This is a genomic window from Seohaeicola sp. 4SK31, from assembly GCF_028802875.1.
Taxonomy (GTDB): domain Bacteria; phylum Pseudomonadota; class Alphaproteobacteria; order Rhodobacterales; family Rhodobacteraceae; genus Seohaeicola.
Genome location: NZ_JARAMP010000002.1, coordinates 15,275 through 31,800, shown reverse-complemented (window position 1 = coordinate 31,800; position 16,526 = coordinate 15,275). Strand labels below are relative to the sequence as shown.

Genomic DNA, 16,526 nt, shown 5'->3' with positions numbered 1-16,526 from the left:
ACGCAAGGCGGCAAGGGGGGCTTTGGGGGGATGTCCCACCGTGGGACATTTTTTGGATTGAGGGATTTCAATAGGTTACGCGGCGGCGTTAGGGAAATTTTAACGGAATTGGCGGCAAAACCTCTGTCAACGCCATCCGCCTAAAAAGTTCAACAAATAGCTAAAGTCAGATTCTGTGGCACCTTCTAGGCCCATAAGTTCACATAAGTTTTTAGGAAGTAGAACTGTCTTGAGAAGTCTTTTGCGAAACTGTTGATTCCGGATACTCTTAATTTGACCTAGGAGTGCTGTATCACAAGTTAAAAGATAATCGAGTTTCAATAGTCCAACACAGAAAAGATGCCATGCATCTTGGTTTGACTTGTCAGATCTGTTTACTTCAAAGAGATGGTTCCTAATTTCCAAGTATTCGGAATCGGCTTGAGATGCTAGAAACTCCCTGAATCTTTCATTTGGTGTTAGTTCACTTGGAAAAATGCAAGAAAATCCAGATAAAGTACTATTAGAAACACGCTTGATCTTTCCAAACCAAGAAAATGAAGCATAGCCTATGCCTAAAAATTTATTGCTTGGCTGCTCTAGGCGTTCTAGGTCAAGTGCGTCAGTGGTGTGAGCCTCCCATTCACCCTTTATGTGAGCAAGTGCGAGTGCCGCAATATATTTGCTCTGCTGGCCGCCTTTTGTATCCTTGATCATGATTGGGATATTTCTACTGGCTAGCCGTCCTGTATTTATATTGATCCCGTTGTTTCCACCCCAGCGTTCTACACCAATGTCCAACCAAGCACTTTGATGTTCAACTGAGTGATGGAGAACTGAATTATCCACTAATACTCGCACATGTCCCTCAACAGATTCGTAAACAAGGTGTGGTGAAAGTAGTTAGGTGCCAATCGAAATGGAATACAAGTCGTCCCGCCCCCGCGCGGAATCAAGGCCGCAGGCCGCCGCGCGATCGCCGACCCGCCCCCTGGGGCGGCGATTTTGTGACCGTTGTGGCCTGAACTGAGGCTCAAAGATGTGGCAGGGATAAAGTGCCCCGAACTGAGGTCGGATCGCCACCCCGCGGGTCTGCGACGGCACGGTTAGTTTCAAAGGCGTGAAAAAGGAAGGCCCGGCTTACGCCTCGGCCTTCTCCAGTTTCTCCAGCGCGGTCATCCACATGGCCTCGGCGCGGTCGAGGGCTTCGCGGAGTTCGGCGTATTTCTTCTGCCAGACGACCAGTTCGTCCTTGCGCTCGTCATAGAGGGTGGGGTCGGCCAGTTTCTTGGCCAGTTTGTCGCCCATCTCGTTGAGCTTGTTCACGCGCTCTTCGCATTTGCGGACCTCGGCGCGCAGGGCCATGATCTGGTCGCGGCTGGGTTTGGGCGCGGCCTCGCGCGGTTTGTCCTTGGACTTTGCGGGCGTATCGGATTGCAGCAGCATCTTCCGATAGGTTTCAAGGTCTTCCTCATAGGGGCGCACGGTACCGTCCTGCACCAGCCACAAACGATCCGCGACCATGGACAGAAGGTGCATGTCATGGCTGACAAGGATCACCGCGCCGGAATAGGCGGTGAGGGCTTCGACCAGCGCTTCGCGGCTTTCGATATCGAGGTGGTTGGTCGGCTCGTCGAGGATCAGAAGATGCGGTGCGGGCAGGGTCGCCAAGAGCAGCGAGAGGCGGGCTTTCTGCCCGCCCGAGAGGCGGCCCACTTCGGTTTCGGCTTGTGCTGCGCCAAGGCCGAAACCTGCGAGACGGGCGCGCAGCTTGGCCTGACCTTCCGCCGGGCGTTCGCGCAGCAGGTGCTGGAGGGGTGTTTCCTCGACCCGCAGCTCATCCACCTGATGTTGCGCGAAAAAACCGATGCGCAGCTTGGTGGATTGCGTGGTCTTGCCGCCCATGGCGGCAAGGCGGCCCGAGAGGAGTTTCGACAAAGTCGATTTGCCCTGACCGTTCTTGCCCAGCAGGGCGATGCGGTCATCCTGATCGATGCGCAGGTTGAGGTTGCGCAGCACGACGGTGTCGCCATAGCCGGTGCTGCCATTCTCGATCGAGATGATGGGAGGCGAAAGCTCCTCGGGTTCGGGGAAGGAAAAGACAGTGCGGGCGGCATCTTCGGGCGCGCGGATGGTTTCCATCTTTTCCAGCATCTTGACGCGGGACTGGGCCTGTTTGGCCTTGCTGGCCTTGGCCTTGAAGCGGTCGACGAAGCTTTGCAGATGGGCGCGGCGGGCGTCCTGTTTCTTGGCGGCGGCGGTCAGGATGGCCCTTTGGGCGGCGCGCTGGCGGGCGAATTGATCGTAATTGCCGGAGTAATAGGTGAGTTTGCGGTCTTCCAGATGCAGGATGGAGCCGACAGCGCGGTTCAGAAGCTCGCGGTCGTGAGAGATGATGAGCACCGTGTGGGGGTATTTCATCAGGTAGTTCTCAAGCCAGAGCGCGCCTTCAAGGTCGAGATAGTTGGTCGGCTCATCCAGCAGCAGGTAGTCGGGCTGCGCGAAGAGGACGGCGGCGAGGGCCACGCGCATCCGCCAGCCGCCCGAGAAGGCGGAGCAGGGCATGAGCTGTTCGGACGCGTCGAAGCCCAGACCGCGCAGGATGGAGGAGGCGCGCGCCTCGGCCGACCAGGCGTCGATATCGGCGAGGCGGGTCTGCACCTCGGAGATGCGGGCGGGATCGGTGGCGGTCTCCGCCTCGGCCAGCAGGGCGGCGCGTTCGGTATCCGCGGCAAGGACGGTGTCCAGCAGCGAGACCTCGTTGCCGGGCACCTCCTGTGCGACGCCACCGATGCGGGCGCGGGCGGGCAGGGTGATGGTGCCCCCCTCCAACGGCAATTCGCCCCGGATCAGTTTGAACAGCGTCGTCTTGCCCGCGCCATTGCGGCCGATCAGGCCGACTTTATGGCCTGTCGGGATGGTGGCGGAGGCGGACTCGAAGAGCGGGCGGCCTTCGATGTTGAAGGTCAGATCTGTGATGCGTAACATGCGCCTCCCATGCCCGAAGCCGCGGGCGGGGTCAATCACGCCTTTTCAAGCGTGGGGGGCCATGATAGGAGCGCGGCGATTTCATCGGGTGCGGGGCATGGGGCCCGGCATCCTTGCAGACAGAAAGAGCAACGACATGGCCATTCAGCGCACCTTTTCGATCATCAAACCCGACGCCACCAAGCGCAACCTGACCGGCGCCATCAACGCCAAATTCGAGGCCGCTGGCCTGCGGATCGTGGCGCAGAAGCGGATCCACCTGACCAAGGCGCAGGCCGGGGTGTTCTATGCGGTGCACAAGGAGCGTCCCTTCTATGACGAACTGTGCGAGTTCATGGCGTCCGAGCCGATCGTCGTGCAGGTTCTGGAAGGCGAGAACGCCGTTCTGAAGAACCGCGAAGTGATGGGCGCGACGAACCCCGCCGAGGCGGCTGAGGGCACGATCCGCAAGGAATTCGCGCTGTCGATCGGCGAGAACTCGGTCCACGGGTCGGACGCGCCGGAAACGGCGGCGGAAGAGATCGCGTATTTCTTCTCGGGTCTGGAACTGGTGGGCTGATCTTTCAGCTTGTGACGGTTGAGAAAGGGGCGCAGCGATGCGCCCCTTTTTTGTTGTCAGCGCCGCGCCAGCCGTTCCGGCGTGACCACGCCGATGGCGTCGAGCACGGCTTCCAGATGGCGCAGGTCCGCGTCGTCATGGGTGGATTTGAGCGCATCGAACCGCACCCGCAGGGCGGCTTTTTCCGCGCCTTTGCAGTCGTTCCACGGGCGGCCCTGAAGGGCCATGACCAGCACGTAATATCCGATGAAATGCGGGCGCACCCCGGCGGCGATCATCCGGCCATAGGCGGTGTCGGGGCCAAGGGCGCGCAAGTCCTCGGCCGAGTTGATGCCAGCGCGCGCCAGATCGCGGGCGAAGGCGGGGCCGATATTCGGAATCGTGGTGACAGGCGTGCTCATGCCGCGACTGTGCCAGTGCGGACCGCACCTGTCACGCCTGCGCGCGCAGGGTCATCGCTGTCAGATGCTGGCGAAGTCGGTATAGACCGATCCGGGGCGCGGTGTTGCCTGTTGGGCGGTCACGGGCGTCGCGGGGGTCGGGGTCGGTTTGGGGGATTGGGTCTGCGGTTTGGCTGCCTGGGCCATGGTGGTCTGCTCCTGCGGTGATCCCGGCCGCTTTGCGCGGTTCTCGGGGGTGATGGGGAATGTCCCTGTCTGTCACCTAGGAAGCGTCGGCCCGCGCCGCAAGCAAAAGCGGTGCGGGCCGTTGTGTTATCGGCGGGATTATGCCTTTTCCGCCGCAGTCACGATGATCTCGACCCGGTATTTGGGGGCGGCCAGTTTCGCCTCGCCGGTGGCGCGGGCGGGGGTGTGGCCCGGCGCGACCCAGCCGTCCCAGACAGCGTTCATCTCGGCGAAATCGGCCATATCGGACAGCCAGATGATGGTTTGCAGGATATGGGTCTTGTCGCTGCCGGCCTGTGCCAGCAAGTCGTCCACTTGCCGCAGGCAGTCGGCGGTCTGTTCGGCGACGGTGGCCCCTTCGCCGACCTGACCGGCCAGATAGATGGTGCCGTTGTGCTTGACGATCGCGCTCATGCGCGGGCCGGTTCCGATACGTTCGATCATGGGCTGTCCTTTCGCGGTGCCGTGGATGGGATGGGTTGCGGATAGCGATGCGGGGCGCGTTCTGCAAGCGGTGCCGGATGACATCGGATCAGGCCGGGGTGGGGGGAGTCCTGCGCGTCACGGGAAAGCGGGTGCGTTTGAGGATGCGCCCTTCGGCGTCGATGATCAGGCGCAGGGCCTGCGCGCCATGGTAGAAGGTGAGGCGGAAGGTGCCCGCATCGTCATCCTGCCCCTGTTCCAGACGGCTGGTGATGGTGCCTGCGCGCATCAGGACGGGCACATCGGCGGCGGGCAGGGTGAAGGCGGCCCCCAGCACTTCGGCGGGGACGATGAAGCCATCGGGGCCGATGGCCACGCGGTCGGTGGCATCAAGGGGTGTCTGCGGTTGTTCCATCAGATCAGACTAGCAGGCACCCCACCGGGGGCAAGCCCTGTCAGAGATCGAAGCGCACGCCCTGCGCCAGTGGCAGATGGCGGGAGTAGTTCACCGTGCTGGTCTGGCGGCGCATGTAGCCTTTCCATGCGTCCGAGCCGGATTCGCGCCCGCCGCCGGTTTCCTTTTCACCGCCGAAGGCCCCGCCGATTTCCGCGCCGGAGGGTCCGATATTCACATTGGCGATGCCGCAATCCGAGCCTGCGGCGGAGAGGAAGGTTTCCGCCTCGCGCAGGTCCAGTGTGAAGATGCAGGAGGAGAGGCCCTGCGGCACATCGTTCTGCATCGCAATCGCCTGATCGAGATCGTCATAGTCCATCACGTAAAGGATCGGCGCGAAGGTTTCGGTGCGCACGGTGTCGGTCTGGGCGGGCATGATCACCAGAGCCGGGCTGACATAGGCCCCGTCGGCGGGCACGTCCTTGGTCACGGCATCGCCGCCGATGACGGTGCCGCCCTCGGCCCTTGCCTTGTCCAGTTGCGCCAGCATCCGGTCGCGGGCGGGCGTGTCGATCAGAGGGCCGATCAGCGTGCCGGGTTTGCGCGGGTCGCCGATGGGCAGGGTCGCATAGGCGCGTTTCAGACGGTCCACCAGATCGGCATGGATGGAACGGTGCACGATCAGGCGGCGCAGCGAGGTGCAGCGTTGCCCCGCTGTGCCGACCGCGCCAAAGACGATGGCGCGCACGGCCATGTCGAGATCTGCGGAGGGGGCCACGATCATCGCGTTGTTGCCGCCCAGTTCGAGAATGGGGCGGCCCCAGCGGGACAGGACTTGCGGGCCGACGATGCCGCCCATGCGGGTGGAGCCTGTGGCGGAAAGGACTGGCACCTGTGGCGCGGCGGCGAGGGCTGCGCCCAGATCGGCACCGCCGATGACCAGTTGGCACAGGCCCTCCGGCGCGTCATCGCCGAAGCGGGCCAGCGCGCGTTCCATGATGCGTTGCGTGGCCATGGCGGTGAGGGGGGATTTCTCGGAGGGTTTCCAGATCACCGGATTGCCGCAGACAAGGGCCAGTGCCGCGTTCCAGCTATAGACCGCGACGGGGAAGTTGAAGGCGCTGATGATGCCCACGGGACCGATGGGGTGCCATGTCTCGGCCATGCGGTGGCCGGGACGTTCGGAGGCGATGGTCAGGCCGTAAAGCTGGCGCGAGAGGCCGACGGCGAAATCGCAGATGTCGATCATCTCCTGCACCTCGCCCAGCCCCTCGGAGGTGATCTTGCCCACTTCCAATGTGACCAGCGCGCCGAGTTCGGCCTTGGCGGCGCGCAACTCCTCGCCCCAGAGGCGGATGAGTTCGCCGCGCCGGGGGGCGGGGACATTGCGCCATGCGGCGAAGGCCGATTGCGCGCGGGCGATGACGGCGGGCATGTCGGCGGCGGTGGTTTGGGGCAGTTCAGCCAGCGTCGCCCCGTCGATGGGCGAGCGGACGTTGAGGTCGCCCCCGGTGAGCGCGGCGGGGGGCAGCCCGGCGGCGGTGAGCGTGGCGGTGTGTGTCATGGTCTTCTCCGGGCGGCGGGCCGCGTGTGGTTTTCGGTTTGCACAAGTCTATCGCTCTGCTAGCGCAAGGATAAGTGATGATTTGGTCAACAGGTTGGAGATTTACGCACATGATCGCGCCAAGACGGTTTTTGCCCTCGATCCCCTCGTTACTGGCGCTGGAGGCGGTGGAGCGGTTGGGCACGGCCACGGCGGCGGCCGAGGACCTGTCGCTGACCCATTCCGCGGTCAGTCGGCAGTTGAAGGTGCTGGAGGAGCAGTTGGGCGTGACCCTGTTCATCCGCGAGGGCAAGGGGTTGGCCCTGACTCCTGCGGGGATCGACTATGCGCGGGCGGTGCGCGAGACGTTGCAGGCTCTGGCGCGGGCCGGGTTGCGAATCCGCGCGGGCGGGGCGCGCAGCAGTCTCAATCTGGCGGTGTTGCCCGCGTTCGGGATGCATTGGCTGACGCCGCGACTGAAAGGCTTTGCCGATGCACATCCGGGGCTGATCGTGAATATGGGCACGCGGGTCGCGGCCTTTGACTTCAACCATGAAGGCTTTGACGCGGCGATTCATTTCGGGGCGCGGGACTGGCCGGGGGTGGATTATCTGGAACTGGCGCAGGAGCGGGTGATTCCGGCTGCGGCCCCTGCGATGTGCGCTGGCGGGTTCATGGCGGTCGCGGCGATCCGGGCGTTGCCGCTGCTGCATCTGGAAAGCCGTCCGGGGGGCTGGGAGGACTGGTTCGAGCGGCAGGGCTGTGCGGCGCAACCGCTGCGGGGGATGGTGTTCGACCAGTTCGCGCCGCTGGCCGAGGCGGCGGCGCTGGGGTTCGGGGCGGCCTTGCTGCCGGAATGTGTGGCTCAGGCGGAATTCGCGCGCGGGCGTCTGGTGCCTTTGGTGCCGGAGTACACGGCCGTCGAAGGGATCTATTTTCTGGTCTGGCCGCAGATGCGCCCGGTCGGGCCTGCGCTGCGGGCGCTGATCGACTGGCTGGACACGGCCAGCCGGGCCGGGTGACGCGGCCCTGCTGGACCGCGTCACCCTGCATGTCGGTCAGTCGTCGTCGCGCTGACGCTGGAGCGGCTCGCCGGTGACGGGGTGCAGGTAGGCCTCGACCCGCAGGCCGTTGGCATCGGTCATTTCGATCTCGTAGATACCATCATCGGTATCCAGTTCGTGGATGGTGTAGCCTTGGGCTTCGAACTTGAGGACAAGGTCAGAAACCTTCATCCATTCGGCGCGGGGCGGCATGGTGCCGAAGGCGCGGCTGGTGCTGTCCGAGGCATGGGCCGTGGCGGTGACAAGGCCCGCGCTCAGGGCCAGGGCAGCGGCAAGGGGAAGAATACGTGTCATGGTCAGTCTCCTGTCTGGGTGGGATGCGGCAAGAGCGCCGCGGTGGATGGGGCCCTTATCCGCCGAGTCGCCTGACATGGGCCTGACGGGTGCTGTCAGCTTGCTGTCAGGTCGCATTGGATAGAGAATGGACCCATGAGACGCCTGACCCCTCTGATCCTGTTTCTGGTGCCCGTGCTGGCGCTGACCGCAGCCCCCGTGCTGGCGGACCGGGAGGATCATGACCGCGCGCGCAAGGCGCTGGAGCGGGGCGAGATCCTGCCGCTGTCACGGATTTTGGACATTGCCAGGGCCGACAGTGACGGGCGGGTGATCGAGGTCGATCTGGACCGCGACGATGGCCGCTGGGTCTATGAGCTGGACCTGCTGACGCGGGATGGCCGTTTGCTGGAGCTGGAGATCGACGCGGCCTCGGGCCGGATCATCGAGCGCGATTTCGACGATGAGGATGATTGATGCGGGCGCTGGCTGTCGAGGATGATCCGCGGATCGCCGCTGATCTGGCCGCCGCGCTGGATGCGGCGGGTTTCCGGACCGAGACCTGCGCGGACGGGCAGGAGGCGTGGTTTCTGGGCGATACGGAAGCCTATGACCTGATCGTTCTGGATCTGGGCCTTCCGGGGATGGACGGCTTGTCGGTGCTGAAACGCTGGCGCGCGGCGGGATGCGAGACGCCCGTCCTGATCCTGACGGCGCGCGGGTCATGGCAGGAGCGGGTCGAGGGGATCGAGGCCGGGGCCGATGATTACCTGCCCAAGCCCTTCCGGATGGAGGAGTTGGTGGCGCGGGCCCGCGCGCTGGTGCGCCGGTCCGCCGGACGGGCCGGTGCCTTGCAGGAGGCGGGCCCCCTGACGCTGGATACCAACCGCATGACGGTGGCCTTGCGCGGGGTGCCGGTGGCGGTGACGGCGCAGGAATATCGGCTGCTGGCCTATCTGGTGCTGCACCGCGACCGGGTGATCGCGCCGACCGAGTTGCTGGAGCATCTTTACGGTGACGATGACGCGCGCGAGGTCAATGCGCTGGAGGCGGTGATTGCGCGGCTCAGGCGCAAACTGGGGGCCGGGGTGATCGAGACCCGTCGCGGTTTCGGCTATGCGCTGGAGGGGCTGACACCGTGACCGCGCTGTCGCTGCGCTGGCGTCTGATGGTGGCCGGAGCGGTGGCCGTGGTGCTGGCGCTGGGTCTGGCGGCGCTGGGACTGGCCCATCTGTTCGGCACCCATGTGGAGCGCCGCGCGTTGGCGGATCTGTCGGTGCAACTGGACCGGGTTCTGGCGGGGCTGGCGCGGGTCGATGGCGCGCTGGCGCAGGTTCTGCCCCCGGCCGATCCGCGCTTTGAGCAACCCTATAGCGGGCTTTACTGGCAGATCGCGGCGGATGGAGCCGTGCTGCGGTCACGCTCGCTATGGGATGTGGAACTGGCCCTGCCGGTGGAGGATGGGGCGGATGCGACACGGCACAACCATCTGCTGATCGGGCCGGAGGGGGCGGAGGTTCTGGTGCTGGAACAGCATGTGACCCTGCCGGCATCGCTGGGCGCGGGCCGGGCGCGGGCAGCCGTGGCGCTGGACACGGCCGAATTGGGCGCGGCGCGGCGGGCGTTTCTGCGGGACATGTTTCCCTATCTGGCAGTGCTGGGGATGGTGCTGATCGCGGCGCAATGGGCGCAGGTGACGCTGGGCCTCAAGCCGCTGCGGCGGGTCGGGGCCGAGGTCTCGGCCCTGCGCGACGGGCGGCGGCGGCGGATGGGCGGGGACTGGCCGCAGGAGGTGCAGCCTTTGGCGGCGGAGCTGGATGCGCTTCTGACCGCGCGCGAGGCGGATGTGGAGCGTGCACGGGGGCGGGCAGGGGATCTGGCGCATGGGCTCAAGACCCCGTTGCAGGCGCTGATGGGTGAGGCGGCGCGGTTGCGCGCGGCCGATCAGGCGCAGGCGGCCGAGGGGATCGAGGTCGTCGTGGTGACCATGCGCGCCCATGTGGACCGGGAATTGGCGCGCACGCGGATTGCCTTGCACAGCCGTAATGCCCGTGCCGGGGCGGCGGCGGTGGCGCGTTCGGTGGTGGCGGTGTTGCAACGCACCCCCGGCGGGCAGCGTCTGGCGTGGCAGGTCGATGTGCCGGACGATCTGCTGCTGGCGATCGACGCGGCGGATCTGTCCGAGGCCCTGGGCGCGCTGGCCGAGAATGCGGCGCGCCATGCGGCGGGACGGGTCGAGGTGGGGGCCGTCGTCATGGGGGCGCAGGCGCGGGTGACGGTGCGCGATGACGGGCCGGGTCTGCCTGCGGATCGGCGCGCGGCGATGATGGCGCGCGGTGTGCGGGCGGATGAGACGGGGCCGGGCACCGGGCTGGGGCTGGCTATCGCCGCCGAGATTGCGGAAGCGGCGGGCGGGGTGCTGGAGTTGGAAGAGGCCGGGCCGGGCCTGTCGGCGACATTGGTTCTGCCGCTGGCCTGACGGTCAGAGCGGCCAGCCGAGGTCGAAGGCCCAGACGATCAGCGGCACAGGCGCGACGGCCAGCGCCAGTGTCAGCAGGACGGATGGCAGGGAGAAGAGGCCGCTCAGCCCCGAGAGCATCAGGATGCCGCCGCCGCCCCCGACCAGCGCATTGCCGGGCAGGTTGACCAGAAGGGCCAGAGCCAGATGGCGATGGCGGATGGCGGGGCCGCGTATCGCCGCGGGCAGGCGGCTTTGCAGCAGGGCCAGCCGTTGCGTCTGGTCGAGGCCGTCCATCCGGTCGATCAGGGCACAGGCGCGGTGCAGACGCAGGTCGGCCAGGGCTGCGCGCAGGCGGCGGATGGGCAGGTGGCGGCCCAGCAGATAGGCCAGCATCAGACCCGCGAGTGTCGCGAGATAGACGAAAGGCGCGATCCAGCCGCCCTCGATCGCCATGAGCATCAGGCCGATTTCGACACCCGGCACGAACGGAACGGCGATCAGCAGGGCATAGACCGCGAGCAGTGCCAGAAGCAGCGCAAGGCGCATCCCCGCTGCGTCATCCAGCCCCTTGGTCGCGATCTGCGCCCAGCCGATGAGCAGATGGATGGCATAGGCCAGCAACGCCACGACGGCCAGCCGCAGAAGGCTGCGCGCCAGCCCGGTGGCCCATCCTGTCTGATCCTGCGGTTCTGTCATCCCGGTCCGGTCCTGCACTGGCAGCGGTGGCTGCGCTGCCCCTTGTGACAGCAGAACGCGGCGCAGGACATCGGAAAACGCGCGGCGCGGCGTTCTGGCGGGGACAGGGGCGGTGCCGGAAAGACCGGGCCGGGGTCAGGTCACGGGTTCCTTGGCCAGACCTTTTCCGAGGATTGGCCCGGTGGGCAGTTGCGTGGGCGATCCGCCGGCGGGCTCGAAGGTGATTTCATAGAGCTGTTGCGGGCGCGGTGTGGGCAGGCCGTCGATGGTGAGCGTGCTGGAGCGACCGGTGGACAGCAGGCCCAGCGAGACGGGGGGACCATCCTCTTCGGGCTTGGTCCAGACCTGCATGACCTGATCGGCCGCCACGTTCTGCCGCTCCAGCAGGGTGATCCGGGTCGTGTTGTCGGGCAGGCCTTCGACCAGAGCGATGGCCTCGCCCGCGTCGTTGAGCAGGACGGCGATCACGGCGGGTTCGGGCCGGGACAGCGCGACCCATGCCAGCATGACGCCCAGCATCAGCGCGGCGGCCATGCCCGCGACGGCGGTCGCACGCCAGCGGTGCATGGCGTTGCGGATGGATGACAGCTCCACCACGTTCTGTTGAGCGGGCTGTGGCGCTGCGGGGGGGGTGGTCGTCTCCTCCGCGTCCAGCCGTGCTTCGAGGCGTGTCCAGAAGCCCTCGGGCAGGGGCAGGGCATCGGCCGTATCATCCAGCGCAAGCAGGCGCTGGCGGGCCTGATCCAGACGGGCGGCGATGGCGGGATCGGCCTGCGCCATCCGGTCCAGCCGCGCGATATCGGCGTCGTCGGCAAGGCCAAGGGCGACTTCGTCGATCAACAGATCGAGGGAACGGTCGGTCATGACAAACACTCCCTCAGCTTGGTCAGGCCGCGCCGGACCCATGATTTGACCGAGCCCAGAGGGGCGGCCATGCGGCCTGCGATTTCACCATGGCTGTGACCCAGCACATAGGATGACAGGATCGCACGCCGCGTTTGCAGGTCAAGCCGTTCCAGACAGCGGCGCAGGTCGTCGGTCTGGTCCAGCCTGTCGAAGGCGGTGTCGAGGTCCTGGTCGTTGATGGCGGATTCCATGGCCTCGGGCCCGATCGGTTGCACCCTGTCCTCGTTGCGCAGCATCGTCAGACAGCGGTTGCGGAGAATTGTATAGACCCATCCTCTGGCACTGCCGCGGCTGGGATCGAATTGATGGGACCGCTTCCAGATCAGGACGAAGGCATCCTGCACTGCATCCTCGGCAAGGTCGATCCGCCGCAACATCCGCTGCGCGACGCCGAACATGCGCCCGCCTTCGGCGGTCATCAGCGCTTGCAGCGCCGATTTGTCACCTGCCGCACAGGCCTTGATCCAGGTGGCATGATCCGTCACAACATCGTCCGCTCTTGTTTCGCGGCATCCGGATGCCACCGCAGTCCTGTCAGAGCTAGTGGCCTTGGGCTTTGGTGTCAAACCGCAACCTTGCGCGGGGTTGCAGAACGGATCGCGATGGGCGGTGTCGCGCATGGGGCGGAGCGGCGGGGAAGGCTGGCGCGGACTGCGCCGCACCAGCCTGTCTTGGTGGGGCGGTTACTTTGCGGTCATGAAGGTGATGTCGCGCAGCATCGCGCCACCCGTTTCCATCAGGTCCCAGCTTTCCTGCACGGTGCCGTCTTCCAGCGAGACGGTGTGCAGCTTGTCCGCAGTTGCCAGCCATGCGGTGTTGTTGCCATCCGCATCGGTGGCGACGTCGAAGGCATAGCTGTCGGAACCGTCGATCCCCAGCTTGCCGATGGCCGCCAGCACGCCGTCATTGGGCGAGGTCTGCTGGATCAGCGCCACGATGGTGCTGTCGATGTTGAACATCGCGGTGGAGTCGGGCTTGCCGAAGGAGTTGATATAGGCGGCGGCGGCGATGGCCGGCTCTTCGCCCGCATGCATGTCGGCGGAATCATAGGCCAGTGATCCGTCCACGATGACTTCGCCGGTGTCCACGTTGACGCGGTGGTTCGTGGTGCCCGACATGAAGCGCAGGCGGTCGGCCATCGGGTTGAAGTCCACGATCACCGGCGCGTCGCCCATGACGGGCAGCGGGGTGTTCATGGTGGAGATCTTGGTGGCGGCGCCGGTCATCGGGTCGATCTCGACGATGTCGAAAGTGTCGGTGACGCCGATCAACTGGCCGGTGGCCGGGCGCAGGTCGATGCCCAGCAGTCTGGTCACGCCCTCGACCTCCATCGAGGCTTTGACCGTGGCGGTGGCGGCGTCGATCTGGTGCAGGGTCTTGTCTCCGGACAGGCCGATCGCCATCAGGCCGCCGTGGTCATCGGCAAAAGCGGCGGTGGTGGTCATCAGCGCGGCAACGGTCAAAGCGGGAAGTGTCTTGATCATGTGTTCAGTCCTTCGAAGCGTCGACTGCGGCCTATCCGCAGCCTCCATACCCCTAGGACTCGGTGGGATGCGGCTTTGGATGCAGGGGGCGCGATTTTTTTTGACGTGGACGCTGCGGACTGCGTTATGGAGTGGAGTACTCAAGGGAGATCCGTCATGCGCCCATACCTTGCTGCGCTGTTGCTGCTGCCCCTGCCTGCGGCGGCCGATCCGGTCGCGACGGGCGAGGCACTGGTCAAGGAGAACTGCGCCCGCTGTCATGCCGTCACGCAGGACGATGCCAGCCCCAATCCCCGGGCCATTCCGTTTCGCTTTCTGGGGCGGCTTTATCCGGTTGAATATCTGGAAGAAGCCCTGGCCGAAGGCATCATGGTCAGCCATGAGATGCCCGAATTCGTGCTGGAAGCCGAGCAGGTGACGGCGCTGATCCTGTATCTGGAGTCGATCCAGGTGAGATAGCGGAGGATGCCCCAAGGCGGCGGGCCGCCACATCCGCTCTGGCTGCTATGTGCGGGCCGGATTCCGTGATAGTCTTTGCCCCATCCTTGTGCGGAGGGGCGGCTTATGGCGTCGGATGGCATCGTGATCCTTGTGGGGACAACGAAGGGGGCGTTTCTGATCCGGGACGATGGTGATCGCAGCGGCTGGCGGGTGACCGGGCCTTGTTGCGATGGATGGCCGATCAATCATGTGGTGGGCGATGCGGAAAGCGGTATGCTCTGGGCCGGGGGCGGCGGCGCGTTTCAGGGGGCCGGCATCTGGCGGTCGGCGGATGGCGGGCAAAGCTGGGCGCTGGTCAGGCTGAGCAAGGGCCAGATGGACGATTGGGCCGCGCAGGATCCCGATTTCGCTGCGATGATCGGCTGGAACGATGCGCCCGTGCCATTCGGGGACAGCTTTGAACAGGTCTGGTCGCTGTGCCATGCGCATGGCAGGCTCTATGCGGGGATGAAACCGGCAGCCTTGCTGGAAAGCCGCGATCACGGGGCAAGCTGGCAGAGGGTGGAGGGTCTGACCGATCACCCTTCGGCCGAGAGCTGGACCCCCGGCGGGGCGGGGCTGGTGCTGCATACGATCGTGACCGATCCTGCGGCGCCCCAGAAGATCTGGGTGGGGATTTCGGCGGCAGGGGTCTTTGCCAGCGAGGATGGCGGGCAGAATTGGGAGCGGCGCAACCGGCTGTCCAATGCCGGGGCGCATCACCATCACGACCATCCTGCCGCGCCACAGGGGGGCGAGACCGGACATTGCGTGCACAACATGATGCGCGCGCCGGGGGGCGAGGATGTGCTTTATCAGCAGAACCATCACGGTGTCTGGCGCTCGGCGGACGGGGGGCGGAGCTGGGACGATATCACGGCGGGGCTGCCCTCGACCTTCGGCTTTCCGATCCGGGTGCATCCGCGCGATCCGGACACGATCTGGACGCTGCCGCTGAACGGCGACATGGCGGGGCGCTATCCGCCCGATGCGGCGGCGGCCGTGTGGCGGTCGCGCGATGGCGGACGGACATGGGCGGATCTGCGGACAGGGCTGCCGCAGGAGTCCTGCTACTTCACGGTGCTGCGGCAGGCCATGGCCGGGGATCAGCGCGATCCGGCGGGGCTGTATTTCGGCACCAACAGCGGGTCGGTCTTTGCCAGCACGGATGAGGGCGACACATGGGCCGAGATCGCCCGCCACCTGCCCACCATTCTGGCCGTCGAGGTGCTGGACCGCCGGGGCGCGGTGGCCGGCTGACGGGCCGGGCGGACAGATGACGGGCGGGACAGGTCAGGCCTGCCAGTGCAGCGTGGCTGTCTCGAATGGCAGTCCCTGCGCGTCGTGGGGATGGCGCGCAGATTCCTGAAAGCCGAGCGCGCGGTAGAAGCGCATGGCCTGCGTGTTGGCGGAATAGACATCCAGCGACAGCCTTTTGTGCTGCTGCTTGGCCTGCGCGATGAGCCGTCGCCCGATGCCGTGCCTGTGCATGTCGGGGGCCACGAAAAGCCCGCCGATGTGTTCATCCAGCAAACTGATGAACCCGATTGGCACGGTGCCAAGGCAGGCCACCGATGTCCGGGCCATAGGCAGGTAGGTCGCGCGGATCAGGTGTTGTTGGGCGCGCAGGCGCTGCGGCCCAAGGAAGGCATGCGCCTGCAACGAGGCGCGCAGCCAGATTTCGACAAGAGTGTCTGTGTCTGTGACCTTGTCGAAGGGACGGATGATGATGCTGTGGTCTGTCATGAGACCTCCGAAGATGTGATCATGCGAAAAGGTCGGCCACCTGTCAGGGCCGGGTCATGCCGCGTCCTGCGGGATCAGTCGGGACCTCTGCGCATCACTCTCCGTCTTTGGGGTGGTGCGATGGTATGCGCCGTTGTCCGAGGCGTCAACGGGGGTGGTCTATGCTGTCAGGTCAAGGGGACGATGTGCGTGTGCCATGTGGCCGCGTGCCGGGCGAGGGGATCACCGTGCTGTTGTCGGCTTGTCCGGTGGGCAGAGCAGATCGACGGCAGCCCGCCCCACGGCCTGCAGGGTGGCGTGATCCGCGCCGGCCCGCGCGCGCAGCATAAGGCCCCGCGCGACCGAGGCCAGCAGCACTGCCAGTGTCGCGGGATCTGTGGGGCTGGTCAGTTCGTCCTGTCCGGCCACAAGCCTTTGATGGAGGCGGGTTTCGAGGGCCGTGAAGCGGGCGGCCAGTTCCACGCGCAGGCGCGGGTTGGTGCCCGCGGCATCAGCCAGCACGCAGGAGATGAGACAGCCCGGCGTGGCGGGGTCCGCTGTGGCCAGTCTGGTGGCCGCGTCGAAGAAGGCGCGCAGATCGGCGGCGAGGCTGCCATGTGGCCCGAGCGTCTGTGCAAGCGGGGCGAGGCGCGTTTCGGCATAGCGGGCGATGCTGGCCAGAAACAGCCCCTCCTTGTCGCCATAGGCTTGATAGAGGCTGGCCTTGGGCAGGCGCATCCGGCGGCTGAGGCGGGTGATCGAGGCGCCGTCATAGCCTTCGGACCAGAACACCTGCACCGCCGCATCCAGCGCCTGCTGCGGTGCCACCATACGGGGGCGACCGCGTGGTCTGGAATGGGATGGGCTGTCCGGCGCGGGTCTGGTCATGATGTCACCGTGATGAGGACCTGCGGCCCTGTCTATC

21 protein-coding genes are annotated in these 16,526 nt (G+C 65.7%); 7 read left to right on the top strand and 14 right to left on the bottom strand.

Annotation, left to right across the window (positions count from 1 at the left end):
• Positions 1 to 126: 126 nt before the first annotated feature.
• Positions 127 to 696 (bottom strand): hypothetical protein, encoded by a 570-nt coding sequence (locus PVW27_RS01780; RefSeq protein ID WP_274554824.1) that lies wholly within the window; start codon positions 694 to 696, stop codon positions 127 to 129.
• Between the two features lie 423 nt (positions 697 to 1,119).
• The gene (locus tag PVW27_RS01775) at positions 1,120 to 2,967 is read right to left on the bottom strand and encodes an ABC-F family ATP-binding cassette domain-containing protein (protein ID WP_274554823.1); all 1,848 of its coding nucleotides are present in this window, start codon (positions 2,965 to 2,967) and stop codon (positions 1,120 to 1,122) included.
• 136 nt (positions 2,968 to 3,103) lie between these two features.
• Between PVW27_RS01775 and ndk the strand changes: the two genes are divergently transcribed.
• Positions 3,104 to 3,526, top strand: coding sequence for a nucleoside-diphosphate kinase (ndk, locus tag PVW27_RS01770; protein ID WP_274554822.1), 423 nt, complete (start codon positions 3,104 to 3,106; stop codon positions 3,524 to 3,526).
• Positions 3,527 to 3,582: 56 nt separating this feature from the next.
• On the opposite strand, the gene PVW27_RS01765 is transcribed toward ndk, so the two are convergent.
• From PVW27_RS01765 to amaB, 5 genes are all read right to left on the bottom strand, one after another.
• Positions 3,583 to 3,927: a TfoX/Sxy family protein gene (locus tag PVW27_RS01765; RefSeq protein WP_274554821.1), complete on the bottom strand. Its 345-nt coding sequence runs from the start codon at positions 3,925 to 3,927 to the stop codon at positions 3,583 to 3,585.
• 60 nt (positions 3,928 to 3,987) lie between these two features.
• Positions 3,988 to 4,113, bottom strand: coding sequence for a hypothetical protein (locus PVW27_RS01760; RefSeq protein ID WP_274554820.1), 126 nt, complete (start codon positions 4,111 to 4,113; stop codon positions 3,988 to 3,990).
• 138 nt (positions 4,114 to 4,251) lie between these two features.
• Positions 4,252 to 4,596, bottom strand: coding sequence for a RidA family protein (locus tag PVW27_RS01755; RefSeq protein ID WP_274554819.1), 345 nt, complete (start codon positions 4,594 to 4,596; stop codon positions 4,252 to 4,254).
• A gap of 88 nt (positions 4,597 to 4,684) precedes the next feature.
• Positions 4,685 to 4,990 carry a DUF6522 family protein gene (locus tag PVW27_RS01750; protein WP_274554818.1) on the bottom strand — a complete coding sequence of 102 codons (306 nt, stop codon included), beginning with the start codon at positions 4,988 to 4,990 and terminating at the stop codon, positions 4,685 to 4,687.
• A gap of 40 nt (positions 4,991 to 5,030) precedes the next feature.
• Entirely contained in the window at positions 5,031 to 6,533 is a 1,503-nt protein-coding gene (amaB, locus tag PVW27_RS01745) for an L-piperidine-6-carboxylate dehydrogenase (protein ID WP_274554817.1), read from the bottom strand.
• 110 nt (positions 6,534 to 6,643) lie between these two features.
• Between amaB and PVW27_RS01740 the strand changes: the two genes are divergently transcribed.
• Entirely contained in the window at positions 6,644 to 7,534 is an 891-nt protein-coding gene (locus tag PVW27_RS01740) for a LysR family transcriptional regulator (protein WP_274554816.1), read from the top strand.
• A gap of 36 nt (positions 7,535 to 7,570) precedes the next feature.
• Here the strand turns inward: PVW27_RS01740 and PVW27_RS01735 are convergent, their stop codons facing one another.
• The gene (locus PVW27_RS01735) at positions 7,571 to 7,870 is read right to left on the bottom strand and encodes a PepSY domain-containing protein (protein WP_274554815.1); all 300 of its coding nucleotides are present in this window, start codon (positions 7,868 to 7,870) and stop codon (positions 7,571 to 7,573) included.
• 135 nt (positions 7,871 to 8,005) lie between these two features.
• On the opposite strand from PVW27_RS01735, the gene PVW27_RS01730 reads away from it, so the two are divergent.
• Genes PVW27_RS01730 through PVW27_RS01720 form a run of 3 tightly spaced genes read left to right on the top strand, consistent with a single transcriptional unit; the run spans position 8,006 to position 10,328 of the window.
• Entirely contained in the window at positions 8,006 to 8,326 is a 321-nt protein-coding gene (locus tag PVW27_RS01730; RefSeq protein ID WP_274554814.1) for a PepSY domain-containing protein, read from the top strand.
• Positions 8,326 to 8,991, top strand: coding sequence for a response regulator transcription factor (locus PVW27_RS01725; protein ID WP_274554813.1), 666 nt, complete (start codon positions 8,326 to 8,328; stop codon positions 8,989 to 8,991). The genes PVW27_RS01730 and PVW27_RS01725 overlap by 1 nt, the downstream gene beginning before the upstream one ends.
• Positions 8,988 to 10,328 carry a sensor histidine kinase gene (locus PVW27_RS01720; RefSeq protein WP_274554812.1) on the top strand — a complete coding sequence of 447 codons (1,341 nt, stop codon included), beginning with the start codon at positions 8,988 to 8,990 and terminating at the stop codon, positions 10,326 to 10,328. The genes PVW27_RS01725 and PVW27_RS01720 overlap by 4 nt, the downstream gene beginning before the upstream one ends.
• A 3-nt stretch (positions 10,329 to 10,331) precedes the next feature.
• On the opposite strand, the gene PVW27_RS01715 is transcribed toward PVW27_RS01720, so the two are convergent.
• The 4 genes from PVW27_RS01715 to PVW27_RS01700 form a co-directional block, all read right to left on the bottom strand.
• Positions 10,332 to 11,006 (bottom strand): hypothetical protein, encoded by a 675-nt coding sequence (locus PVW27_RS01715; protein WP_274554811.1) that lies wholly within the window; start codon positions 11,004 to 11,006, stop codon positions 10,332 to 10,334.
• Positions 11,007 to 11,141: 135 nt separating this feature from the next.
• Positions 11,142 to 11,870: an anti-sigma factor gene (locus PVW27_RS01710; protein WP_274554810.1), complete on the bottom strand. Its 729-nt coding sequence runs from the start codon at positions 11,868 to 11,870 to the stop codon at positions 11,142 to 11,144.
• On the bottom strand, positions 11,867 to 12,331 hold the full coding sequence (locus PVW27_RS01705) for a sigma-70 family RNA polymerase sigma factor (RefSeq protein WP_432762049.1): 465 nt from the start codon (positions 12,329 to 12,331) through the stop codon (positions 11,867 to 11,869). The genes PVW27_RS01710 and PVW27_RS01705 overlap by 4 nt, the downstream gene beginning before the upstream one ends.
• Before the next feature lie 264 nt (positions 12,332 to 12,595).
• A complete protein-coding gene (locus PVW27_RS01700) occupies positions 12,596 to 13,396 on the bottom strand; it encodes a DUF4394 domain-containing protein (protein WP_274554808.1) in 801 nt (266 codons plus the stop codon).
• Between the two features lie 156 nt (positions 13,397 to 13,552).
• Between PVW27_RS01700 and PVW27_RS01695 the strand changes: the two genes are divergently transcribed.
• Both PVW27_RS01695 and PVW27_RS01690 read left to right on the top strand, forming a co-directional pair.
• Positions 13,553 to 13,855, top strand: coding sequence for a c-type cytochrome (locus PVW27_RS01695; RefSeq protein ID WP_274554807.1), 303 nt, complete (start codon positions 13,553 to 13,555; stop codon positions 13,853 to 13,855).
• 105 nt (positions 13,856 to 13,960) lie between these two features.
• A complete protein-coding gene (locus tag PVW27_RS01690) occupies positions 13,961 to 15,136 on the top strand; it encodes a sialidase family protein (RefSeq protein WP_274554806.1) in 1,176 nt (391 codons plus the stop codon).
• A gap of 33 nt (positions 15,137 to 15,169) precedes the next feature.
• Here the strand turns inward: PVW27_RS01690 and PVW27_RS01685 are convergent, their stop codons facing one another.
• Together PVW27_RS01685 and PVW27_RS01680 are read right to left on the bottom strand one after the other, a co-directional pair.
• Entirely contained in the window at positions 15,170 to 15,622 is a 453-nt protein-coding gene (locus PVW27_RS01685; protein ID WP_274554805.1) for a GNAT family N-acetyltransferase, read from the bottom strand.
• Between the two features lie 222 nt (positions 15,623 to 15,844).
• Positions 15,845 to 16,489, bottom strand: a complete 645-nt coding sequence (locus tag PVW27_RS01680) for a TetR/AcrR family transcriptional regulator (RefSeq protein ID WP_274554804.1) — start codon at positions 16,487 to 16,489, stop codon at positions 15,845 to 15,847.
• Between the last annotated feature and the right edge of the window lie 37 nt (positions 16,490 to 16,526).

Excerpts from the sequence above, each read along its gene's own strand:
- amaB (WP_274554817.1), bottom strand. The coding sequence starts at position 6,533 with ATGACACACACCGCCACGCTCACCGCCGCCGGGCTGCCCCCCGCCGCG.
- PVW27_RS01690 (WP_274554806.1), top strand. The coding sequence starts at position 13,961 with ATGGCGTCGGATGGCATCGTGATCCTTGTGGGGACAACGAAGGGGGCG.
- PVW27_RS01700 (WP_274554808.1), bottom strand. The coding sequence starts at position 13,396 with ATGATCAAGACACTTCCCGCTTTGACCGTTGCCGCGCTGATGACCACC.
- PVW27_RS01695 (WP_274554807.1), top strand. The coding sequence starts at position 13,553 with ATGCGCCCATACCTTGCTGCGCTGTTGCTGCTGCCCCTGCCTGCGGCG.
- PVW27_RS01705 (WP_432762049.1), bottom strand. The coding sequence starts at position 12,331 with ATGACCGCCGAAGGCGGGCGCATGTTCGGCGTCGCGCAGCGGATGTTG.
- PVW27_RS01765 (WP_274554821.1), bottom strand. The coding sequence starts at position 3,927 with ATGAGCACGCCTGTCACCACGATTCCGAATATCGGCCCCGCCTTCGCC.
- PVW27_RS01740 (WP_274554816.1), top strand. The coding sequence starts at position 6,644 with ATGATCGCGCCAAGACGGTTTTTGCCCTCGATCCCCTCGTTACTGGCG.
- PVW27_RS01685 (WP_274554805.1), bottom strand. The coding sequence starts at position 15,622 with ATGACAGACCACAGCATCATCATCCGTCCCTTCGACAAGGTCACAGAC.
- PVW27_RS01680 (WP_274554804.1), bottom strand. The coding sequence starts at position 16,489 with ATGACCAGACCCGCGCCGGACAGCCCATCCCATTCCAGACCACGCGGT.
- PVW27_RS01730 (WP_274554814.1), top strand. The coding sequence starts at position 8,006 with ATGAGACGCCTGACCCCTCTGATCCTGTTTCTGGTGCCCGTGCTGGCG.
- PVW27_RS01715 (WP_274554811.1), bottom strand. The coding sequence starts at position 11,006 with ATGACAGAACCGCAGGATCAGACAGGATGGGCCACCGGGCTGGCGCGC.
- PVW27_RS01710 (WP_274554810.1), bottom strand. The coding sequence starts at position 11,870 with ATGACCGACCGTTCCCTCGATCTGTTGATCGACGAAGTCGCCCTTGGC.
- PVW27_RS01755 (WP_274554819.1), bottom strand. The coding sequence starts at position 4,596 with ATGATCGAACGTATCGGAACCGGCCCGCGCATGAGCGCGATCGTCAAG.
- PVW27_RS01760 (WP_274554820.1), bottom strand. The coding sequence starts at position 4,113 with ATGGCCCAGGCAGCCAAACCGCAGACCCAATCCCCCAAACCGACCCCG.
- PVW27_RS01750 (WP_274554818.1), bottom strand. The coding sequence starts at position 4,990 with ATGGAACAACCGCAGACACCCCTTGATGCCACCGACCGCGTGGCCATC.
- PVW27_RS01725 (WP_274554813.1), top strand. The coding sequence starts at position 8,326 with ATGCGGGCGCTGGCTGTCGAGGATGATCCGCGGATCGCCGCTGATCTG.
- PVW27_RS01775 (WP_274554823.1), bottom strand. The coding sequence starts at position 2,967 with ATGTTACGCATCACAGATCTGACCTTCAACATCGAAGGCCGCCCGCTC.
- PVW27_RS01735 (WP_274554815.1), bottom strand. The coding sequence starts at position 7,870 with ATGACACGTATTCTTCCCCTTGCCGCTGCCCTGGCCCTGAGCGCGGGC.
- PVW27_RS01780 (WP_274554824.1), bottom strand. The coding sequence starts at position 696 with ATGATCAAGGATACAAAAGGCGGCCAGCAGAGCAAATATATTGCGGCA.
- ndk (WP_274554822.1), top strand. The coding sequence starts at position 3,104 with ATGGCCATTCAGCGCACCTTTTCGATCATCAAACCCGACGCCACCAAG.